This is a genomic window from Pseudomonas rhizozeae (assembly GCF_031583775.1).
In the GTDB taxonomy this organism is placed as follows: Bacteria; Pseudomonadota; Gammaproteobacteria; order Pseudomonadales; family Pseudomonadaceae; genus Aquipseudomonas.
In genome coordinates, this window is record NZ_JAVLSB010000047.1 from 83765 (window position 1) to 99276 (window position 15512).

Genomic DNA, 15512 nt, shown 5'->3' on the forward strand with positions numbered 1-15512 from the left:
GGCGGATACGCCGTCAGCTGCGGCGCTCGACGATGTAGCGGGCCAGATCGCGCAATGGCTCTGCCGCCGCGTCAAAGGGTCGCAGGGCATGCAGGGCCTGGTCGCGCAATTCCAGGGCGTAGGCCTTGGCGGCGTCAAGCCCGAGCAGCGCCGGGTAGGTCGGCTTGTCCCGAGCGATGTCGGCGCCTTGGCGCTTGCCGAGGGTAGCGGTATCGCTTTCGACGTCGAGGATGTCGTCCTGCACTTGGAACGCCAGGCCGATGGCCTGGGCGTAGCTCTGCAAGGATTTCAGCTCGTCTTTCTCGGCCCGGCCGCTGGCCAGGGCACCGAGCCTGACACTGGCCTCGATCAGCGCTCCGGTCTTGTGCCGGTGCATGTATTCGAGGGCTTTCTGGTCAAGTTTCAAGCCCACCGAGCCGAGGTCGATGGCTTGGCCTCCGACCATGCCGGCCGGGCCCGCGGCGGCGGCCAGGGTACTGACCATTTGCAGGCGGATGTCGGCGTCGCAGTTGCTCAGGCGCGGATCGAGCAAGGCGCTGAACGCCAGGCTCTGCAAGCCGTCGCCGGCGAGAATGGCGCAGGCTTCGTCGAATTGTTTGTGCGTGGTCGGCTGGCCGCGCCGCAAATCATCGTCGTCCATGGCCGGCAGGTCGTCGTGCACCAGCGAATAGGCGTGGATCAATTCCAGCGCACAGGCCGCGCCGTTGGCCTGCTCCGCCTGGCCGCCGAGCGCTTCGCACGCGGCGTAGGCCAGCAGCGGGCGGACCCGTTTGCCGCCGTTCATCACGCTGTAGCGCATGGCTTTGTAGAGGCGGGCGAATTCAGGGCTCGGTGCGTTGAACAAGGTATCCAGCGCAGCGTTGACGCGGGCCTGGGAACTGGCCTGATAAGCAGCAATCATTCGGGCTGTTCCGCGTCGAAGGGTTCCTCGGCCAACTCGCCATCGCGTTCGAGTAGCACCTGCACCTTTTGTTCGGCCTGGGCCAGCGCCGCCTGACAGTCACGAGTCAAGCCGATGCCTTGTTCGAAAGCGGTCAGCGAGTCTTCCAGCGACAATTCGCCATTCTCCAGACGCTCGACCAGCGTTTGCAGGTCAGCGAGGGATTGTTCGAAATCCAGTGCAGCTTTTTTGCGGGCCATGGCGGCGATTTCCGGTTGACGTTAAACCGGCGCGACACTAGCAGACATGGGGGGTTGGGGCAAATGAACGGCGGCCGGTTCCGGCGCATATTCAGTGATCCCTGTGGCGAGGGAGCTTGCTCCCGCTGGGGCGAGTTCCCCCGCCACAAAGGTATGTCGCAACGAACTACGGTGCGGGGTCACCGGGGTAGCGGATCTGGTAACGGGTACTGCGCCCGCCGCCCGGCAGTTTCTTCAGGCAACCTTTTTCCACTAGCTCCGCCAAATGGCGGGTTGCCGTGGCCTTCGACAGTTTTGCCACCGCTTGATACTGGGCGGCACTGATGCCCTGTTCAACACCTCGCTCACCACCGTCCAGCAAGCGATTGACGATTTTGGTCTGCTCTGCGGTCAGCTGTGATTGCTGATGCACCTGCCAGAATCGCGTCTTGCCCAGGACCGCGTCGATTCGCGCCAAGATGCGTGAGCCGAATAACCAAGGTATTCGGCTCACATTATGAGCCGAATATGCCGTTTTATTCGGCTCACCGTCCACCCGACAGCATTTTTCCTACCGCACATTCGGCGGTCTCTGATTGTTAAAAAAACCTCCACTCGATAATCTTCGCGACGTCCAGGACCCGACTATTGCGGGTCTTTCTGACGAAACACCGTATTTTGAGCTGTTACGCGCCGAGGATCGGGCGCAAGGTTTCGTCATGCATGGCAGGAGGCATCACATGCGTTCATTGTTATTGCTGCTGATCGGATTTTGCTGCGCGCCGGCGCTTGCCGCCGAGCCTGCGGCTGAGTTGTCGGAGCCCGTGGGCGGCTGGCGCTACAGCGGCTTGCTCGACCGCAGCGAAAACCCGCAAGTCGCCTACCCGACACCGCCCATTGATCGTGGCGTGCAGCGCAATCGCACGATGATCGAGGGTCAACTCAAGGCCATTGGCAACTTGCGGCCGCCCCATAGCCTGGCGGTCAATGGCAATCCCCTGAATCTATACACCGACGAGCAAGGCCGTTTCGCCCGGCCCTATGCCTTCGGCGCCGGCTCGAACAGCGTTGAAGTGCGCAGCTCCGAAGGCAAGTCCCTCAAGCGCGTGCAATTCTACGAAGCCAACAACCTGCGCACCCCCGAGCAGATTCGCGTGGTGCTCGGCTGGGACGACCCCAAGGCCGAGCTCGATCTGCACATCGTCACCCCCGACGGCCAGCATGCTTTTTTCGCGCGGCCCAGCCTTTCCAATGGTGGCGGTCTCGACCCGGATGGCGTCGACGGCCCGGGCCCGGAAATGTTCACCATGACCGCGCCGTTGCATGGCACTTATCTGGTTTACGTCAACTATTGGGGCAACTTCGGCAGCGGCGGCTATAACTTCGATGAGGCCAGTAACCAGAACGAGGTCATCACCTCGCAGATCAACCTGGTGCTCAACGAAAACACCGTCGATGAAAAACGCGAGACCTTCATCGTGCCGTTGCGCGCCATCGGCGACCTGCTGCTGGTCAAGACTTTCAACTATTAAGCATCCCGCACCACGGATGAATTGGGCTTTGTGAGCATGAGCGTGAACATGAGCGATAACACGGCGTCCCCGGCTAATGAAGCGCCCGGTGCCAAACCTTCTCGTCGCTGGCCGCTCATCGTCGGCGGCCTGGTGTTGGTGGCGGGCGTGGCTGCGGGCATGGGCTGGCTGCTGCACAAACCCAAGGCGCCGATGCCGGAACTGGCGGCGGAAAAACTCGGCATGAGTCGCCCGGACGGTTTGCTCGAAACCCATTCCCTGAGCCAACTGCCCAAGGATCTCCTGGCGGTGCCGTTTCTCAAGGAGACCCTGACCGAGGATTTCGTCTTCTACTACCAGACCCAGGCCGATCGCCTTGGTCTGATCGGCAGCCTGCGCCGGATCATTTATGAGCACGATCTGAAACTGCAGGACAGCCTGATCGAGCAACTCTTCGATCAACCCGCGGATGTCGCCTTGTGGCGTGGTGCGGATGGGCGTTTGAAAGACTTTCTGCTGGTGATGGACCGTGGTGGCCTGGCCAAACTGCTCGAACCGCTGGCCAAAGTGGCGCTGGACGATACGCAATTGAGCCAGCTCAGCGAGGTCAAGGTCGGCGGCGTAACGGTGGCGCTCTACCAATTGCGCTACAACGCCAGCAAGTCCTTGGTGTTCGCCTCTCACGGCGACAAACTGGTGGTGCTGTCCAACCCGTCCAAGCTCTACGACTCGGAGGCTGACGCACCGGAAGACAGCGGCGGCGTGTCGACCCAGGCGATTGCCGCGTTGCTCAATGGCGAAAAGCTCTTCCCTGAAGCGTTCGGCTTGCCGCCCAGGGCGCCGGAAGTGAAGCAGCGGCTGTCGGTGAACGCCAGCGTATTGGCCATGGGTTACCAGCGTTTCATTCCGAACTTCGCCGGCCTGCGTTTCGACATGGACGACAAAGGCTGGCACAGCTACCTGGCGATGGATGAACTGGAGGATCAGCCTGATTTCGATTTCAAACCTATCTGGCAAGCCATGCCAATGGGCGCCAGTGCGTGCGTAGCGTTGCCGCTGGCCGCCGAGCAACAGAAACCGCTGTTGGTGAAGCTTGGCGCCGATGACTCGGTGGCCCAAGCATTGACCGAACACATGGCCGGCGCCGCCGGGTTGTGCTGGTACGCCGACTCGCGGTTGTACACGCCACTGCTGGTGGCCAGCCTGAAGGACAGCGACAGCGGCAAACTCGACGGCGATCTGGGCAAACTGTTCGGCTCGATGGTCGGGGCTTACGAGGGCAAGGTGCCAGACAAAGCGTTTCCGGTGGTCGAGAAGCACGACGGCAACCTGCATCAGTGGCAGCGCCAGGTCAGTTCGAACTTCGGTCCCTATGCGGCCAAGGATGCCGAGCAACCTGATGCGATTACCGGCAAAGCCTTCATGCGCGTGAGCCTGGCGCGGCAGGGCTCGACCTTGCTGTTTTCACTCGATGACAGACTGGTGGACAAGGCATTGGGCACAGTCGACAAACGTTTCCCGCCGATGGCCGACGTACTGCCCAAAGATCTGCTGATGCCGGTCTACTTCGGCCCGGACGCCATGGCGCAACTGATGCAGCAGGAGACTCTCGACAGCCTGCCGCAGGACATGGAACCGGTGTTCTTCAACGCCGCGCAAACCTACCTGATGCCGAAACTCAAGACCCTGAGCGGCTACGGCAAATACGCCCTGACGCTGCCCGAGGGCGCCGAGCCGGACGGCCACTGGCAGTGGCTTCCGCTGGAGTGGAAAGCCCTGTGAGTTCCTTGATCCGCAGCCTTGGCCTTTTGGCTTTACTGCTGAGCGCTGGCGCTGGCGCTGGCGCTGGCGCTGGGGCGGTCGAGGCGCCGCCGCTGGATGTCGCGCAATCCCAGGTGTTCCGCGCCTGGTTCGTGCGCATCGCCCAGGAACAACTCACCCAAGGCCCAAGCCCGCGCTGGTACCAGCAGGATTGCGCCGGCCTGGTGCGCTTCGCCGCCAACGAGGCGCTGAAAGTTCACGACGACAAATGGCTGCGCAGCAACGGCCTGTCCAACCGCTACCTGCCACCGGAACTGCAACTGAGCGACGCCCAGCGCGGCCTCGCCCAGCAATGGCAGCAGGGCGGTGGCAAGGTCGGGCCCTACGTCAACGCGATCAAACTGATTCAATTCAACAGTCATCTAGTCGGCCGCGACGTGGCCCTGGCGCGTCCCGGCGACCTGATGTTTTTCGACCAGGGCGATGACCAGCACCTGATGATCTGGATGGGCCGCTTCATTGCCTATCACACCGGCACCAGCACTCCCACCGATAACGGCATGCGCTCCGCAAGCCTGCAGCAACTCATGACATGGAAGGACACCCGATGGATACCCGACGCAGCCAACCCCAACTTCATCGGCGTCTATCGACTGAATTTTCTCTCCCAATGACCGGTGCCCGCATGCTGCGCTTGTGTTCGAAACTGCCGCTGTTGCTTGCTTTGCTGCTGCCATTGGCCACGGTCAATGCCGAAGACGCTGTCGAGCCAAGCGGCTATACGCCGGTGCCCGGCGAAAGTTTTTTCCTGCTGGCCGACAGCAGCTTCGCCAGCGATGAGCAGGCGATGGTGCGTCTCGAAGCGCCGGGTCGCGACTATCGGCGCTTTCGCATGGAGCCTTACGGCGGTGCCGACATCCGCGTATACCGCATCGACAAACCGCTGGATTTCCTCAAGCGCCAGAAGAACCTGCACCGGGTGGTCAGCGACGGTCAGTTCAAGGGTGAAGGCCTGTCCAACACCCTCGCTTACCTGTGGGACAACTGGTACCGCAAATCCCGTCGGGTGATGCAGCGGGCGTTTTCCTACGAGTCGCGCAAGCAAGTCACCGAGGAAGTGCCGGAACTGAAGATGGGCAACGCCATCGCCGCGCCAACGCCCTACGATGCGCAGCCACAATTCGCCTTGATTCCGGGCCTGCCGGTGGTCAGCCAGTTCCGTTATCCGTTGTGGGACGCCAAACCTATCCAGCCGCCGGCCGGGGTCAACCTGGCAGGCTCGTCCAGTGAGTTTGTCAGCGTCGCGCCGGGCAATGTCTATATCCCGTTGGGCAACCTCAAGCCCGGGCTGTACCTGGTGGAAGCGCTAATCGGCAAGTACCGCGCCACTACCATGGTATTCGTCTCCAACACCGTGGCGGTGAGCAAGATTTCCGGTGATGAATTGTTGGTCTGGGCCGCGCGCAAACACGAAGGCAGTTCGGTGCCGAAGGTCAATGTGCTATGGACCGATGGCCTGGGCGTCATGAACAGCGGCGCCACCGATGCGGAGGGTTTGCTGCGGTTGAAACACGTCAGCCCCGAGCGTTCGTTCGTGATTGGCGAAGACGAAGAGGGCGGGGTTTTCGTCTCGGAAAACTTCTACTACGACAGCGAAATCTACGACACCAAACTCTATGCGTTCACCGACCGGCCGCTGTACCGGCCGGGAGATTGGGTGTCGCTGAAAATCGTCGGTCGTGAGTTCAAAAACGCCCGTGATTCGGTGCTGCCGGGTGCGGCCGACGTCAAGGTCAGCGTGCTCGATGCCACCGGTACCGAGTTGCAAAGCCTGGACCTGAAACTCGATGCCAAGGCCGGCACCCAAGGTCGTTTCCAGTTGCCGGACAACGCAGTGGCGGGCGGTTATGAACTGCGTTTCAGCTACAAGGATCAGCTCTACAGCAGTGCGTTCCGGGTGGCCGAGTACATTAAGCCGCACTTCGAAATTTCGCTGAACCTGGCCAAGCAGGATTACCGCACCGGCGAACCGGTCAAGGGCAGCTTAGTGCTGCTGTACCCGGACGGTAAACCAGTGGCCAACGCCAAGCTCAGCCTGAGCCTGCGCGCCCAGCAATTGTCGATGGTCGATAACGAGCTGCAATACCTCGGGCAATTCCCGGTGGAGCTGACCAGTACCGAACTCACCACCGACGCCAAAGGCAACGCAACCCTCGACCTGCCCGCCGCCGACAAACCAAGCCGCTACATGCTGACGGTGTTTGCCAGCGATGGCGCGGCGTATCGCGTCAAGACCACCAAGGAAATCCTCATCGACCGTGGCGCCGCTAATTTCCGCTTGAGCGCGCCGCAACGCTTTAGTGCAGTGGGCGACAAAATTGCCTTCAGCTACGCCAATGAAAACGAGCAAAACCAGGCAGCGCCGCCGAGCAGTTACAGCTGGGTGCGCCTGGAGGACCAGAGCACGGGCGAAGGCAAACTCACCGCCGCTGACAACAGTTTCAGCCTGGCCTTCGAGCGTCCCGGCACCTACAACCTATCGCTCAAGGATGCGCACGGTCGGGTGATTGGCGCGACCGGGCATTCGGTCACCGGCGAAGGCATCAAAGCCGTGCCGGGCACCGTGGAAATCGTCCTCGACAAACCTGAGTACAAGGCCGGCGAAGAAGCCCTGGCGCTGATCACCTTTCCCGAGCCGATCAGCGATGCGCTGCTGTCACTCGAGCGTGACAAGGTCGAGGCCACGGCGTTGCTGTCCAAGGGCGGTGACTGGCTGAAAATGGAGAAACTCAGCGACACCCAATACCGCGCGCGCATTTCGGTGAAGGACAATTTTGCGCCGAATCTGACCTTCTCCGTGCTCTACACCAAGGGCGGCCAGTACAGCTTCCAGAACGCCGGGATCAAAGTGGTCGCGCCGCAGATCGACGTGGCGATCGCCACTGATAAAGAGCACTACCAGCCGGGCGACACGGTGACCGTGGACCTCAGCACCCAGTTCGCCGGCAAACCCATCCCGGCACACCTGACCGTCAGCGTGGTCGACGAAATGATCTACGCGCTGCAGCCGGAAGTGGCGCCGACCATCGACCAGTTCTTCTACCATCCGCGCCGTAACAATGTGCGCACCAGCGCCAGTCTGTCGTTCATCAGTTACGACGTAGCGTTGCCGGGCAGTCCTGGCGCGCCGGGCAAGGCCAACCGCAGCGAGCGCGGAGTGAAAGTGCTGGAGCGGCCGCGTCGTGAAGATGTCGATACCGCAGCGTGGCAACCGGAACTGATCACTGACGCCGACGGCAAGACCCGCTTCACCTTCAAGATGCCGGACTCGCTGACGCGCTGGCGCATCACCGCGCGAGCCATGGCCGATGACGGCCAGGTCGGGCAGAAGAAGCAATTCGTGCGCTCGGAAAAACCGCTGTACCTGAAGTGGAGCGGCCCGAGCACCTTCCGCGCCGGCGACAAACCGGACCTGGGCGTGTTTGCGTTCAGCCAGGCTGAGCAACCGGTCAAGGCGGAACTGGTGATTCATTACGGCGGCAGTGATCAACGTGTCCCGGTGACCCTGAACAACGGCATCAACTACATCCCGCTGCCGGCGTTTGCGTTCGCCAGTGGCGAGTGGTCCGCCGAACTGGTACAGGACGGCAAAATCGCCGACGCCCTGGCCGTGCGCCTGACCGCGAGCGGTGACGGTTGGCAAGTCACCCAGACTCAAAGCCTGGACGTGGCCAGCGGCGATACGCCGTTGAGCGTGCCGGCGGACGCTACGACTATTCGCCTGCGCCTGGATGACAGCCCGCAAGCGCTGTTCCGGTCGGCCCTCGATGATCTGCTGAGCTACCCGTATGGCGGCGTTGAACAGACGGCCAGTCGCTTGCTGCCGCTGAGCATGGCTTACCCAACGTTGGCGTCGAACCCGCAGATCCGCGACCGCTTGCGTCTGATCATGCAAAACAGCCGCCTGCGCCTGGTGCAAATGGCCGGGCCTTCGGCCAGCTTCACCTGGTGGGGCCAGGACGGCGAGCCGGATGCTTTCCTCACGGCATACGCCTACTACGCCGACTGGCACGCCAGTCAGGTGCTGGAGCTGAGCTTGCCCCCCGAGCATTGGCAACGGGTGCTGGAGGTATATGCCAAACAGGCGAAAAACACCCCGTTGTTGCAGCGGGCATTAATCCTGTCATTCGCTAAGCAGATGCAGTTGCCGGTCAACACGTTGCTCAGCGGGTTGATGGACGACTTGGCAACAGCTGGCGAGGGCAGCGCCGAAAATCTGATGGCTGAGGGCGAGGACAGCCTGGTCATGAGCGACCCGGAGTCGGCCTTGGGTTTGGCGGCGGCTCGGGCGCTGACCGCGTCGCTGGCACGTCAGGCCAAGGTGCCTTTACCGGAGGCGTTCAATCGTCAAGTGGCTGCGGCGCAACAGCGCTTGGCGGTCAGTTCGCAGCCGTTTGCCGAAGCCTTGAGTCTGTCGCTGCAACCGTTCGATCAGGCCAGTGCCCACACGTTGTTGCAACGCCTGTTGCCGCAGCAGTCGACCCTTGAACGGGCGTTGGCCCTGAGCTGGTTGCAACGCAGCATCGAGCAGGCTTCGCCGACCCTTGCGCTGGCACCGGGGGAGGGCTGGAAGAAACAACACAGCGCCACCGGTGAAATGTTCTGGACCTGGCAAGGGGCGGCGCCAATCCCCACGGTCTTGTCGCTGACCGGGACACAGGAACGTCCCCTGCGCGCGTCATTGAGCTACCAGACTCGGCAGCCGCCGGTTGAACCGATGCCGGTGACCATCACCCGTCGTTTGTCGCGACTGGTGCCGGGCGACGAAGCCTTCACCTTCAAACTGGAAGCGGTGGGCACCAAGCCGTTGTCCAGCGACAGCCTGTATCTGGACGAAGTTATCCTCACCAGCAAAGCCGCGAAACCGTTGCGCTACGGCCTGCTGGAGGTGCCGCTGCCACCAGGCGCCGATGTCGAGCGCACCACGTGGGGCATCAAGCTGATGGGTAAGGCCGGGAGCGAGCCGAGCGCACTGGAAAAGGCGCGGTTCGAGCCAGGGCAGATGGCCTATGGGATACCGGTCGATGCCTTGAGCGGAGAGTTGCGCCTGCGGCATCTGGTGCGTTTTTCGCAAAAAGGTCAGTTCAATTTGCCGCCGGTGCGTTTCACTCAGGTCTACGCACCGCAACATCAAGCCCAGGAGCAAAAAGCGGCCCTGGGCCAGGTCACGGTTCAGTGACATGACTCGGCCTTGGGTCTGGCTGCTGATGTGTTTGCTGCCTGCGCTGGCGATAGCGCAGGAGGAACCGTTGCGGCTGGGTTTCAAGGGTGAGCTGCTGTCGTTGAGCCCCACCCAAGTGGTCGCTCGCGAACCGCTGCCCGTAGATTTGCAGACGCCGCTCGGCAGTTTATGGAAGCTGTTCGTCTATGGCTGGCTGGTCGACACCGGCGCCCACGAATCGCCTTATGAATGTCGTGGTCAGTCGAAAGAGGAAGTGTATTGCTGCGCGGCGGGCGGCCAGATTGGGCGTGATCAAGCGCTGGTGAAATCCTGCGGCCTGTACTTCGAACCGGCGCGACTGGGTATCACCAGCACTGACTGGCGCCAGTATTGGCAGGCGCGACAGGCGCCGGAGTGGTTGCTCGATCTGCCGGCGTTACAGCCAGCAACACGGGTGCCCGTGGCTGGATTGCTCAAAGTGCTGGCGTTGATGCCGGCACAGGATCAGGCGCGTCGCGTGCTGCTCGATGTGGTGCTGAATGCTGCTGACGGTAATGTCGTCGGTGAACTCGGTGGGCGCCTGCGGGTGAAAACCTGGAGTTGGCTCGGTGAGCATGATCCGTCTTCGCGCCAGGGTGGGTTTGCCGGATGGACCGCTGACGGCACGCCGATCTGGGCCGGTGGGCGAGGCACCAGCCAGAGGGTATTGCGTGACTATGGCCAGGCACTGTCCACCGTACTGCCGTCGAACTGGCCAGTGGATGCCGGGCGCTGTGTGGAAGTGAATCTGTTTGCCCGCTACCCGTTTCGCCGAGTGCTGGCCGGTGACCAGGTCGTGACGAACGGGCCATTGAAAGGCGATTACCGCGTCGAGTTCGCCAACGACAATGCCTTGGCTATCCACAGTGCCGGCGAATTGTTTTTGCTGGGTGGCCGGCTCGTTGCCCGTCTCGATCGCGAGGAATATGTCGCCCGTGTCTTGCAGCGCGAAGCTGCCCCCGAACCTGCCGAAGCCGCGAAAGCCCTGGCCGTCGCGATCCGCACTTACCTGCTGCAAAACGCTACCCGCCACGGTGATTGCCTGAGCATCGACGACAGCAGCAGCCGTCAGCGCGTTGCTCCGCGTCCCGCCACGCCCGAATCCCGCGCCATCGCCGCGTGGACCAGTGACCTGGTGCTCGCCGGCAGCAGCGTCACCTATCACTCCGACCAGGCCGCCCCGGACAAACTCGCCTGGCAGCACGCCGTCGAACAAGCCAACGCCGGTCAACGCTACGACGCCATTCTCCTGCACGCTTACCCCCGCGCCAGCCTCAGCCGTTGGGACAATCCGGTCGCCTCCTGCGAAGCGTTGCCCGCCGCTCAAGTCTGGCTGCAGAAACAGCGTCCGGGCTGGCGCCAGCGTCTGGAAAGCGAAGTCGGCTACAACGAAACCAGCACCTTCGCCGTCTGCAAGCTTGCCTTCGGCCGCCCCTATGTCGACCGCGAGCGTCAGCGGATCTACGTGCGCGGCGTGCAGTCGCTGCAAGATCGCCTCGACCTGACCCACGAATACCTGCACCTGGCCTTCGACGCACATCCTAACGGCCAGGATGAAACCTACATCGAAGGGCTCGCCCGCCACCTCTTACTGGAATAGGCCATGAAACTCCGTTATCCGCAGGTTTTCCTGTTCCTCTGTTCGATGTACGCATTGCCGTCGGCCCTGGCGGCCGACAGCGCTGTAAAACTCGACACCCCGGTTGGCGGTTGGCGCACTGGCGCGGCGCAAGGCGAGGGCGAAAGCTTTCGCCAGACCGTCAATTACCCCGCGTCATCCGTCAACACTCCGGCTGGCCAAGCCAACACCGCGCGCATCAGTGGTCAGATCAACGCCACGCCGAAAGCCAGTGAGCCCGGCCGGTTGATCGTTAACGGCGTGAGCATGCCGCTGAAAATCGATCCCGCCGGCCGCTTCGATCGGCCGTTCTCCTTTCCCAACGGCAGCAACAGCGTCGAAGTCCGCAGCCCCGATGGTACGCAACGCCACCGCACGCAATTTCTCAACAGCAGCGGCGGCGCTACCCCCGCCAAACTGCGGGTGCTGCTGGCCTGGGACAGCGACGGCACCGACCTCGACCTGCACCTCATCACCCCCGACGGCGCGCACATCTGGTACGGCGAGCGCGCCGTCGCCAACGGCGCCGCCCTCGACGTCGACGTCACCACCGGCTACGGCCCGGAAATCTTCGCCATGCCCGCGCCGATCAAAGGCCAGTACCTGGTGTACGTAAACTACTTCGGCGGCGGCTATCGCAATGACGAAGACGGCCAGGAAAACGCCGAGCAACCGCTGACCACCGCGCAAGTTACGGTGATCACGGAGGAGGGCACGCCAAGTGAGAAAATCGAAAATTTTCTGGTGCCGATGCGGGCGGTGGGGGAGTTGACGTTGGTGAAGGGGTTTAGTTATCCGTGATCTGAGGGCGCCTCACTCATAAAGCCACGGCTTCAACGCTTCAAGGTTCTTCACCACGATCTGTTGCGCCGCGGCTTTCGGGTCGAGTTTTTTCGGGTCAATCTGGAAACGTTGCAGCACGTATTTGACCAAGGCCCGGCGGGTCGGGATGACCAGGGTGCCGTCCTGCATGCCGAAGTCGGCTTCGATGATCGCTTTCTGTTCCGGCTTTAGGCGGGAGTCGGGTTCGATAATTACCTCGACCTCGGTGTTCCAATCGTCGTCGCTGGCGATGAGGTTCTCGGTCTTGCGCTCAAACTCCGGCTCACCACGCAGGCGACTCAAGACAAAGTCGCGGTATTCGCGGTTCTTCTCGCAATACGCCCGCACGTGCCAGCGCATGCCGGTGTAGATCAAGGTGTGAGGCGCGATCAGGCGGATCTCCGGGGCCGGGTTGGCCAGCGACACGTACTCGACCGCAATGACCTCGCTGTCTCGGCACGCCTTGAGCAGCGGGCGCAGGACCTCCGGGCGGATGGTCCGGTCCGGCACTTCCAGCACCAGGGTATGGGCATAGGCCAGGGCGAGGCCTTCGACGTGGGGCGCGCGGGAATGGGTCTGGTTCAGCAGGTGCAAATAGGCGTTGGCACTGTCGTCGATGAACCGTGGCTTGAACACTTTGCTGGGTACGTAGCCTTTGATCTTCTTGTCATATGTAAGATTTTGCGGCGCATGGTCGTTCATGTAGGTGTTGATGTCTTTCGACGCCTGCTGACGGCTGATGCCGAAGCTCTGGATCAAGTGGCCCGTGGTCAGGCGGCCTTCCCACCAGACCACGGTCTCGATCAAACGGTAGCGAAGTGCCAGGTCCCAGCGAACCTGTTTGATGTCCGGCGTGCGTTTCATGACCGCTCCATGTGCTCGATTTGTTTACCTGTATAAGTCTACATTCTATACCTGTCGTCAAACACTACATATTCTTCGGCTGTCTTCGAGATCAATCGAACTCACGAAAAGGATGTGGACATGACAACGTCGGATGCTGTTTCGACAGGGGCTTTGCTGCTGATGGGGGTCATCACCCTGGTGCTGATGATTCAGTACCTGAAGCTGCGGGACGTGTGGCAAATGCTCCGTGAATGCAAGGCCGCGTGCCGCTGGGCACGGGTTCGGGAAGTGGAAAACAAAGAGTTGCGCTCGGCACTGCGCGCCGAGAAAGCGCACGTCGAACAGCTGCAACGCAAGCTGGTTCTGTTGCAGGACTTGGTGTCCGGCGTCCGGGAAGGGTGCTGACATGCCGATCAAACCCAAGCCTTTTACGTTTAGCTGTGGCCGCTGCGGCTGGAAGAAAACCGTTGCGCCGAAAAGCGATGTGCTCGGGCCGGGTGACTGGTTCAGCCAGTGCCCGACGTGCGCCAGCCCTGAGCTGAAAAGGACCCGCGCCAGCCCTTGGGCAGCTTTTTGGGCAGAAAGATGGCCCTGGCATTAGACCTTTGATTCCAGTCGGATGATGGCGAACTGGCATCGTTCTCGGCATAATCGAACCGCTTAAAAATTGATAGTTCGGGTGAACCTGTTCGTGTCTGCGCGCAGTGAGATCGCCCGACGGACCCTCAGGTGGAACATGGGAATTATCGTAGGTGTCGTGCTGTTTTTAATTGTCTTGGGCGCGGTGCTCAGCCTCGTTGAGAAGGGCGCGAAAGGTGCCAGTTCCCGCGTGGTGCGACCCTACATCGGTCTGTTGCTCATCGCCGCTTTGATCGCCGGCATGGGGCTGGTGCTGGGTTGGGTGTTTCGCGGGATTGAAGACTACTTCTTCATCGTGGCCAAGGGCGTCGCGGTGTTCACCGGCGTGGTGTTGTGCGTGCATTTGATTACCGTCATCGCCAAACGGTTTCTGGTGGCGGACTGAGTCAGGTGGTCCAGCGTTAATCGGATAGTGAGTCACCGAGTGTTGATATCAGGGAGTGTGAACAGTGGAATTCAAGTTTTCTTCTTTGCCCAAGGCTTCGGGGACCGTCGCCAATATCTTTATTCACGGTTACTCGGCAGGCCACAGCCTTGAAGACCGGCAATTGTTGCTCAACAGCATTCCAGCCTCTTTGCAGAACTGCGTGAATATCTTCGCATTCTGGCCATCGAGCCACTTTTCCCGGGTCGATAACCTTTCACGAAATTTCTGTATGGCGGCTTCGCGGATTCATCCGGCTGCGGGCGCCGCTGCGTTTGCCGGTGATCGCGTGATCCATTTCACCCGCATTCGTGCCCGGGCCGAAGCCATGGGCAAGGTGTTGCTGGAACAGTTGAACGACTACTTGTTCGACAAGCACCGCAGTGTCACCACCATCAACTTGATTGGTCATTCACTGGGCGGCCGACTGGTCGCCAGCACGCTCACGCACCTGACTCGACCACCTGAAGGGCTGAGCATTGGCGACGTTTTATTAATGGCCGCCGCCGTCAAAGTCGAGCCGGCGCAAGCGCAGCAAATGCGCAGAAACGTCGGCGGCCGAATGATTAATGCTTATTCCAAAGATGACTGGATCCTGCACTTGAACCTGGGCGAGAACAGCCTGGGTCGCAATGAAGTGGAGCACTTCGAAAACATTCGGATTCCGGACTTCGGTCACGGGCACTATTGGGAAAAGTTGGCCGAAGTCATGGCTCGCACGCAGTTCAGCGGGTATCAGCCAGGGCAACTGAGTACAGGTGTGGTGGTGGGCACGGGCGATCATGTGATCAAGGATTCGGTGCTCTACAAAGTGCTCGAACAATCACCGGCCGAACTGACGCAAGAAGCTATCAAACACTTGAAATCCAGTAGCTGGACCGACATCAAGGACGGCGAAAAAGATCAGGCTTATGCCTTCGCCCGTGAGCTGCAACTGGTGGGCGGTCATTGCCTGGTGAATGTCGCCCGGGGGCGCGGCATCAGTTACAGCCAAGTATTGAGCATGCTGACCGACCACTACGAATTGGGTTCGCAACTGCATAAATGCGGCAACATCATCGAGACCGAAGAACTGCTGGTGAAGTCCTTCTTCCGACACGCCTTTCCCGACGGGCATCCGCTGTCACGCGATCCTTTAGCGAATGCCAGAGCCATGAGCCGCGACACTTACTTCAAGCACATCGACGCCTTGGCCGAACGCCTGACCGTTGCCTCGTACTTCAAATCACCCAGCGTCGCCGTCGACATGACCGACCCTGGCGCCGGCACTGCGGTGTCGAGCGGCGCGGTGATCGGGTTCACCCGTTCCTCAATGTTGGGGCTGCTGGGCGAGATCGCGAAAAAGCCGATGAGTCGACTGGTGACTAACGTCAAAACCGCGCTGAAGCCGGGTTACTCTGCGCTGATCCCAGCGGTGGCGATCGTGTTTTATGCGCGGCTGATGCTTGACGATGAAGGGTTGATGTAACAGCGACGTTCACACCGCGAGTCACACATGGCTGCGGGGATTTT

Annotated in this window: 12 protein-coding genes and 1 pseudogene; 9 read left to right on the forward strand and 4 right to left on the reverse strand. The window is 61.2% G+C overall.

All coding sequences use genetic code 11. The features are described 5' to 3' along the window. Positions 1-13: 13 nt before the first annotated feature. From ispA to RG836_RS15965, 3 genes and pseudogenes are all read right to left on the reverse strand, one after another. Positions 14-901: a (2E,6E)-farnesyl diphosphate synthase gene (gene ispA, locus RG836_RS15955; RefSeq protein WP_310847196.1), complete on the reverse strand. Its 888-nt coding sequence runs from the start codon at positions 899-901 to the stop codon at positions 14-16. Then, on the reverse strand, positions 898-1140 hold the full coding sequence (locus RG836_RS15960; protein ID WP_003228627.1) for an exodeoxyribonuclease VII small subunit: 243 nt from the start codon (positions 1138-1140) through the stop codon (positions 898-900). Before RG836_RS15960 ends, ispA begins: the two co-directional genes overlap by 4 nt. 166 nt (positions 1141-1306) lie before the next feature. Continuing rightward, positions 1307-1597, reverse strand: a pseudogene (locus RG836_RS15965) (DUF4172 domain-containing protein); the annotation flags it as partial. Positions 1598-1859: 262 nt separating this feature from the next. Between RG836_RS15965 and RG836_RS15970 the strand changes: the two are divergent. From RG836_RS15970 to RG836_RS15995, 6 genes are read left to right on the forward strand one after another with little or no spacing between them, the layout of a single operon-like run. Continuing rightward, complete coding sequence (locus tag RG836_RS15970) at positions 1860-2651, forward strand: YfaP family protein (protein WP_310847207.1); 792 nt, start codon at positions 1860-1862, stop codon at positions 2649-2651. A gap of 48 nt (positions 2652-2699) precedes the next feature. Then, positions 2700-4412, forward strand: a complete 1713-nt coding sequence (locus RG836_RS15975) for a DUF2138 domain-containing protein (protein ID WP_310847208.1) — start codon at positions 2700-2702, stop codon at positions 4410-4412. Then, positions 4409-5065: a DUF1175 domain-containing protein gene (locus RG836_RS15980; protein ID WP_310847211.1), complete on the forward strand. Its 657-nt coding sequence runs from the start codon at positions 4409-4411 to the stop codon at positions 5063-5065. The genes RG836_RS15975 and RG836_RS15980 overlap by 4 nt, the downstream gene beginning before the upstream one ends. Continuing rightward, a complete protein-coding gene (locus RG836_RS15985) occupies positions 5062-9630 on the forward strand; it encodes an alpha-2-macroglobulin family protein (protein WP_310847214.1) in 4569 nt (1522 codons plus the stop codon). The genes RG836_RS15980 and RG836_RS15985 overlap by 4 nt, the downstream gene beginning before the upstream one ends. Before the next feature lies 1 nt (position 9631). After that, the gene (locus RG836_RS15990) at positions 9632-11251 is read left to right on the forward strand and encodes a DUF2300 domain-containing protein (RefSeq protein WP_310847217.1); all 1620 of its coding nucleotides are present in this window, start codon (positions 9632-9634) and stop codon (positions 11249-11251) included. A gap of 3 nt (positions 11252-11254) precedes the next feature. After that, entirely contained in the window at positions 11255-12070 is an 816-nt protein-coding gene (locus tag RG836_RS15995; RefSeq protein ID WP_310847220.1) for a YfaP family protein, read from the forward strand. Positions 12071-12082: 12 nt separating this feature from the next. Here the strand turns inward: RG836_RS15995 and RG836_RS16000 are convergent, their stop codons facing one another. Then, positions 12083-12955, reverse strand: coding sequence for a WYL domain-containing protein (locus RG836_RS16000; protein ID WP_310847223.1), 873 nt, complete (start codon positions 12953-12955; stop codon positions 12083-12085). Positions 12956-13075: 120 nt separating this feature from the next. Here RG836_RS16000 and RG836_RS16005 point away from each other — a divergent pair, with 120 nt between their 5' ends. From RG836_RS16005 to RG836_RS16015, 3 genes are all read left to right on the forward strand, one after another. Then, positions 13076-13342, forward strand: a complete 267-nt coding sequence (locus tag RG836_RS16005) for a hypothetical protein (protein WP_310847226.1) — start codon at positions 13076-13078, stop codon at positions 13340-13342. 331 nt (positions 13343-13673) lie between these two features. After that, on the forward strand, positions 13674-13961 hold the full coding sequence (locus RG836_RS16010) for a hypothetical protein (RefSeq protein ID WP_310847228.1): 288 nt from the start codon (positions 13674-13676) through the stop codon (positions 13959-13961). Positions 13962-14025: 64 nt separating this feature from the next. Then, positions 14026-15468, forward strand: a complete 1443-nt coding sequence (locus RG836_RS16015; protein ID WP_310847230.1) for a DUF726 domain-containing protein — start codon at positions 14026-14028, stop codon at positions 15466-15468. Positions 15469-15512 lie beyond the last annotated feature (44 nt).

Coding starts and splice junctions, on each gene's coding strand:
- ispA (WP_310847196.1), bottom strand. CDS start 901: ATGATTGCTGCTTATCAGGCCAGTTCCCAGGCCCGCGTCAACGCTGCG.
- RG836_RS15960 (WP_003228627.1), bottom strand. CDS start 1,140: ATGGCCCGCAAAAAAGCTGCACTGGATTTCGAACAATCCCTCGCTGAC.
- RG836_RS15970 (WP_310847207.1), top strand. CDS start 1,860: ATGCGTTCATTGTTATTGCTGCTGATCGGATTTTGCTGCGCGCCGGCG.
- RG836_RS15975 (WP_310847208.1), top strand. CDS start 2,700: ATGAGCGATAACACGGCGTCCCCGGCTAATGAAGCGCCCGGTGCCAAA.
- RG836_RS15985 (WP_310847214.1), top strand. CDS start 5,062: ATGACCGGTGCCCGCATGCTGCGCTTGTGTTCGAAACTGCCGCTGTTG.
- RG836_RS15990 (WP_310847217.1), top strand. CDS start 9,632: ATGACTCGGCCTTGGGTCTGGCTGCTGATGTGTTTGCTGCCTGCGCTG.
- RG836_RS15995 (WP_310847220.1), top strand. CDS start 11,255: ATGAAACTCCGTTATCCGCAGGTTTTCCTGTTCCTCTGTTCGATGTAC.
- RG836_RS16000 (WP_310847223.1), bottom strand. CDS start 12,955: ATGAAACGCACGCCGGACATCAAACAGGTTCGCTGGGACCTGGCACTT.
- RG836_RS16005 (WP_310847226.1), top strand. CDS start 13,076: ATGACAACGTCGGATGCTGTTTCGACAGGGGCTTTGCTGCTGATGGGG.
- RG836_RS16010 (WP_310847228.1), top strand. CDS start 13,674: ATGGGAATTATCGTAGGTGTCGTGCTGTTTTTAATTGTCTTGGGCGCG.